Raw genomic sequence first — 5435 nt, forward strand, 5'->3', positions numbered from 1 at the left:
GCGGGGAGGAGGCGGGAGAAGAGCGCCAGATCCTCCAGGGTGGGCAAGAGCCGCTCGATGCCGAGTAGGGCGATATGGAGCGGGGGAAGGTTTGCGACCAGGTCGGCGTTTCCTTCGTTGGTGAAGAGGGCGAGGCTCCCCGTCTGGGCGATGGCGAAGTTCACCCCGGTGATCCCCGCGTCGGCCGAGCGGAACTCCTCGCGAAGCCGGCTCCGGGCGAAGTCGACCAGCTCTCGGGTCCCGCTCCCGATTCCCTCGGCTCCCATCTCGACGAAAAGCTTCCGAATCTCCTCCCGGCTCCGGCCGATCGCTGGGACGACCAGATGGGCCGGCTCCCCCTGGGCCTGCTGGACGATCCGCTCGCCCAGATCGGTCTCGACCACCGCGATCCCCGCCTCCACCAGCCGCCGGTTGAGGCCGATCTCCTCCGACACCATCGACTTCGATTTGACGACGCGCCGTGCTCCCTGGCGGTGGAGGATCTCCACGACCATCCGGCAGGCCTCCTCGCCCTCTTCCGCAAAGTGGATCCGCCCCCCGGCCTCGCGCAGCTTCTCCACAAAGCGACCGAGGAAAAGGTCGAGATGGGCCAGCGTCTCCTCTCGAACCCTCCTTGCCTCCTCCCTCCAGCGCTCCCAGTCGGGGAGATTCGCCCGCCGCCGGTCAGATGCGGACTGGAGCCGATCCACGGTCTGGGCGACCGCCCGGCGCATGGCGCGGTCGGCCAGGGCTTCCAAAAGGGGGAGCGGATGGGGCTCCATCAGAGGGTATCCCCCTCCCCGCCGGTGGAATTGGGCGGGGTCCCTTCCGCCCGGCGCATCCCCTCATCGAGGAGCTCGGCCAAATGGAGGATCCAAACCCGGCTCCCTTCCTCCCGGAGGATCGATTCGATCTGGAGGAGGCAGCCGGGATCGACCGCGGTCAAGATTTCGGCCCCGCTCTGGAGAATCGCCGCGGCTTTGGCTCTCCCCATGGCTAGGGAGAGGTCGGCCATCTTGGCGGCAAAAAAGCCGCCAAAGCCGCAGCAGCGCTCCGCGCTGGGAATCTCGACCAATTCGATCCCCCTGGTCCGACCGAGCAGCGCCCGGGGGGCGACGTCGATTCCCAGGGACCTCGCGGCGTGACAGGAGGGATGATAGGCGACTCGAAAGGGAAAGGAGGCACCCAGCTCGGTGATTCCGAGATCCTCCACGAGGAACTGGCTAAACTCCCGGATCCGTCCGCTCAACCGCGCCGCCTCCGCTTGCCGGCGGCTATCGCCCGCGAAGAGCTCGGGATAATTGTGCACGACCATCGCCGTGCAAGATCCCGAAGGGCAGATCACCCGCGAGTCGCCCGAAAAGGAGTCGAGGAGGAGGCTCGCCGTCCGGCGCGCCTCGGCGAAGTAGCCCGCGTTCCACGCCGCCTGCCCGCAACAGGCTCGGCCCGGGCAATCGCTCGGGATCCCGAGCTTCGAGAGGAGGCGCGTGAGCGCCTGGGCGAGCTCCGGTCGGAGGAGATCCCCGACGCAGGTCGGAAAGATCGACACCTTCCCGATCTCCCCCCTCGATCCCGCTCCGGCCATGGAGCCTACCTCGGCCTACCGGCGACGCGGCTCCCCGCCGCGCCTTGGGAATGCCGGTAGACGACGAGCAGCGCCTCCCGATTGACCTCCCAATCGGGCAAGACGAACTCGTAGATCGCGTCCCCCACCCACTGGCTCTGCTTCTGCAGGAGGATGACCGCATCCGCGTGGCGCTTCTTCGCCTGCTTCACCAGCCCGAGCAAAGTACCTCCCCCTCCAATCGGTCCTTTGCCCCGTGTCTCCGTGACCGTTCCCAGGACCCAGGCCGGGCGATCGGGACCGCCTCGTGTCCAGACGTCCATGCCGTCGACGACCCGCTTGGTTCCCGGCTTGGCGGGCAGAAGGACCCCTTGGCCCTCGGAAGGCAGGTAGCCGACGTTGGCGCATGCGCCCAAGAGTCCGCAGAGCAGAACGATGCCCCATCTCCTCCCAGCCGCCATGCTTCGCCCCCTCCCCTGCGCAACTCCCCTCTTCCCGGAGCAGAGCCGACTCAGGGAGTCACCCGACTTCCCAAGAGCTCCAGGAAACGGGCGAGCCATTCCGGATGGGCCGGCCAGGCGGGTGCGGTGACGAGGTTCCCATCGACCAGCGCTCCGCTCATCGGCAGCTCGACATAGGAACCGCCCGCCGCCCGTACTTCGGGTCCCACCGCGGGGTAGGCGGAAACCCGCTTCCCCGAAAGCCCGCCGGCCGCCGCGAGCAGCTGTGCACCATGGCAGATGGCGGCAATCGGTTTGCCGGCTTTCACGAAGTGACCGACAAGATCCAAGACCGCCGGCTCGAGCCTCAGGTATTCGGGCGCCCGCCCGCCGGGGATCACGAGGGCGTCGTAGAGGGTGGGATCGACCTCCTCGAAGGTGGCGGTAAGGGCAAATCGGTGGCCAGGCTTTTCGGTGTAGGTCTGGTCTCCTTCGAAATCGTGAATCGCGGTCTTGACGCTCTCCCCCGCCCGCTTTCGCGGACAGACCGCATCCACCGAATGGCCGACCATCCGCAACGCCTGAAAAGGGACCATCGCCTCGTAGTCTTCGACGAAATCGCCGACCAGAAGCAGGATCTTTCGCGCACTCACGGCGATCGTCCTCTAGACCTTGAGGAGCTCGGCTTCCTTGGCTTGGAGGAGCCGGTCGACCTCGGCGATGAATCGATCGGTCAGCTTTTGGACCTCTTTCTCGGCTCGGGCGAGGTCGTCCTCGCTCACATCCGACTCCTTTTGCAGCGCCTTGGCCTCTTCGAGCCCATGCCGGCGTACGCCCCGCAGCGCCACCCGTCCCTCTTCCGCCAGCTTGCGCACGACCCGGATGAGTTCATGGCGCCGCTCTTCGGAAAGCGGGGGAATGGGGAGGCGGATCATCTTGCCGTCGACCATCGGGTTGATGCCGAGCCTCGCCTCCTCGAGCGCCTTCCTCACGGCGTCCACGACGGTCGGATCCCATGGTTGAATGAGAAGAAGATGCGCATCGGGAACCGTGATGGCGGCCAGCTCCCGCAGCCGCATCGAGGAGCCGTAGGCCTCGACCGGAACATTGGCTACGAGTTCGGGAGAGGCTTTGCCCGATCGAACCGAGGCAAACTCCTCCCGGAGATGGCCGAGGGCTTTCTCCATGCGCTCCTCGGTGTGGAAAAGGATCTCGTCGAAGCTGCTCATGCGTTGCCTTTTTGCTCCATTTTGCGGGGAAGAGACTCCCGCTGCAACAAGAGAAGAGGGACTATGCGCAGACTCGCGTCCCGATCGGCTCGCCGAAGATCGCGGCCCGGAGATTGCCCGGCGTAAAGACATTGAAGACGACGATCGGGATGTTGTTGTCCATGCAGAGTGAGAAGGCGGTCGAATCCATGACGGAAAGCCGCTTCTGGATCGCGTCGAGGTAGCGGAGCTGGGTGAACCGCTTCGCCTCGGGATGGATCTTGGGATCGCTGTCGTAGATGCCGTCGACCTTCGTTCCCTTGAGAATCACCTCGGCCTCGATCTCGCTCGCCCGGAGCGCCGCCGTCGTGTCGGTCGAAAAGAAGGGATTTCCCGTGCCGCCGACGAAAATGACGATCCTCCCTTTTTCCAGATGGCGGATCGCCCTTCTCCGGATAAAGGGCTCGGCCACATTCCTCACCTCGACGGCTGTCTGCACCCGGGTCGGAATCCCCAGGCCCTCGAGCGCCCCTTGGAGGGCCAGGCCATCGATGATCGTCGCCAACATGCCCATGTAGTCGGCGGTTGGCCGATCGAGACCGCTCTTGAGTCCGGTCGTTCCCCGCCAGATATTCCCCCCGCCGATCACGATCGCGATTTGAATGCCCGAGCCGTAGACCTCCGCGACCTGCCGGGCGATCTTCTTGGTCACCTCCATCGAGATGGGAGAGTCGGGGCCGGCGAGCACCTCCCCGCTCAGCTTCAAAAGGACCCGCCGATAGGCCGGGGGTCGCTGCGTATCGGCGCGGGGTTCCATGAAGGCTAGGGCACCTTCCCTTCTCTTGATTCGCTTGTCAATGCTTCCGTGTGCTTTCGAGCCCCTATCGAGAGGCCCGCTTCCTCGGGATCGAGTGGTACCGGAAGTCGGAGTATTCCCGGATCACCCGTTCGCGCAGCCATCCAAAAGGGATGTGGACGGCATAGCGGTAGCGCACCTCCTTGGGCCCCCAGTCTCCGTTTGGAAGCCGCTGCGACTCCCAGCGGAACTCGAGCTCGTAGAGCCGCGCAAAAAACCAGGCCACCGAGACCGGGTGACCGAGGAAGCCCTCGTTCCCCATGAGAGAGTAGTCCTCCTTCGAGATCCACAGATGGCCCCAGACCGCATTGACGACCTTCTCCTCCCGATTCCGGTAGGGCATGTTGGGCTTCGGGGTGAAGCGGACCTTGTAGCAGTCGACCCCGTGGATCGTCTCGCTCCCCTCCAGGGAATAGTAGTAATGGTCGATCACATTCAAGACTTCAAAGGGCTCTTCCTGCGCCGCCTTGGCGGTTTCTCCTTCCGGCCCCTTCTCGGGACGGGAGCCGTAATCGGGCGCTCGGTCGGCATAGACCACTTGACGCTCCTTGCTCTCCGAAACGATGTGCCGCTCGGCGTCGAGCTTCTGGCGGATGATCGTCAGATCGTAATCGAACTGCCTGCGCCGCTCTGCAAGCCGCTTGTCCTGCTCGGCGAGCCGGTGGACGATCCGTTCGGCTTCGGTCGACGGATCCGCCAGTGCCCCCCCCAGCCCGATCCCGGCGCAGAAGAGCGAGGCGCCGAAGGCCAGGCAGCCGAGCGAGAAGCGAAAAAAGTTGGGAAAGCGTTTTGCCATGAAAGGAGAACCCTCACCCTATCGGGTCGATCGGTTGGTCCGCTCGCCCTCTTCACTCGAATCGGGATGTGGTAGGAACATGCGCGCCCTCCTAGGAAGCCTATCCGCTGCAGCCTCGACAAGCGGATTTTCTCGGAGGGGCTAACCGAGCGATAGTAGCGCCATGCAGCCCGGGGAGAGCGGCACCGCCAGGACCGACGGCAAGGGTAGCGTGGGCCCACTCTCCCCGGGAAAGGGCGGGAGCCGATTCCGGCAGCCCCGCTGGAGGAGGAACCCGGAGTTGGGCTCGTTTTTCCTAGGCACCGATGGGCTTTCGATGCTCGCGCTTTCGATTGGCGTAGCGCTCGCCTCCGCCACGCTCAGCTTCTGGATCGCTGTCGGCCATATCCTCCGCGTCGCCCGGCGGAGCCGCACCTCGGCCGATGCTCCCGCCTGTATCGTCGTTCTCGGCTCCTCTCTCGATGCGGAAGGCCGGTTGACCTCCCCCTATCGCCATCGATTGGATCGCGCGCTCGCCCTCCACCGGCAGTTCCCCTCGGCCACGCTCTTCCTCCTCGGAGGGAGCCGCGGCGAGGGTCTCCCCTCCGAGGCG

Annotated in this window: 8 protein-coding genes; 1 reads left to right on the forward strand and 7 read right to left on the reverse strand. The window is 65.3% G+C overall.

Features of this window, described 5'->3' with window-relative positions:
- The 7 genes from FN369_RS01050 to FN369_RS01080 form a co-directional block, all read right to left on the reverse strand.
- On the reverse strand, positions 1-761 hold a 761-nt coding region (locus FN369_RS01050), incomplete at its 3' end, for an LUD domain-containing protein (protein WP_142524367.1).
- Positions 761-1564: a (Fe-S)-binding protein gene (locus FN369_RS01055; protein ID WP_142524368.1), complete on the reverse strand. Its 804-nt coding sequence runs from the start codon at positions 1562-1564 to the stop codon at positions 761-763. The genes FN369_RS01055 and FN369_RS01050, both read right to left, overlap by 1 nt.
- Before the next feature lie 5 nt (positions 1565-1569).
- Entirely contained in the window at positions 1570-2004 is a 435-nt protein-coding gene (locus FN369_RS01060) for a hypothetical protein (protein ID WP_142524369.1), read from the reverse strand.
- A 50-nt stretch (positions 2005-2054) separates the two neighbouring features.
- Positions 2055-2636, reverse strand: coding sequence for a DJ-1/PfpI family protein (locus FN369_RS01065; protein ID WP_142524370.1), 582 nt, complete (start codon positions 2634-2636; stop codon positions 2055-2057).
- Between the two features lie 12 nt (positions 2637-2648).
- Positions 2649-3212: a ribosome recycling factor gene (gene frr / locus FN369_RS01070; protein ID WP_142524371.1), complete on the reverse strand. Its 564-nt coding sequence runs from the start codon at positions 3210-3212 to the stop codon at positions 2649-2651.
- 61 nt (positions 3213-3273) lie between these two features.
- A complete protein-coding gene (pyrH, locus tag FN369_RS01075; RefSeq protein WP_142524372.1) occupies positions 3274-4008 on the reverse strand; it encodes a UMP kinase in 735 nt (244 codons plus the stop codon).
- Between the two features lie 64 nt (positions 4009-4072).
- Positions 4073-4843 carry an outer membrane lipoprotein-sorting protein gene (locus tag FN369_RS01080; protein WP_142524373.1) on the reverse strand — a complete coding sequence of 257 codons (771 nt, stop codon included), beginning with the start codon at positions 4841-4843 and terminating at the stop codon, positions 4073-4075.
- A 163-nt stretch (positions 4844-5006) separates the two neighbouring features.
- Here FN369_RS01080 and FN369_RS01085 point away from each other — a divergent pair.
- On the forward strand, positions 5007-5435 hold a 429-nt coding region (locus FN369_RS01085), incomplete at its 3' end, for a YdcF family protein (RefSeq protein WP_142524374.1).

The organism is Methylacidimicrobium cyclopophantes (genome assembly GCF_902143385.2).
Lineage (GTDB): Bacteria > Verrucomicrobiota > Verrucomicrobiia > Methylacidiphilales > Methylacidiphilaceae > Methylacidimicrobium > Methylacidimicrobium cyclopophantes.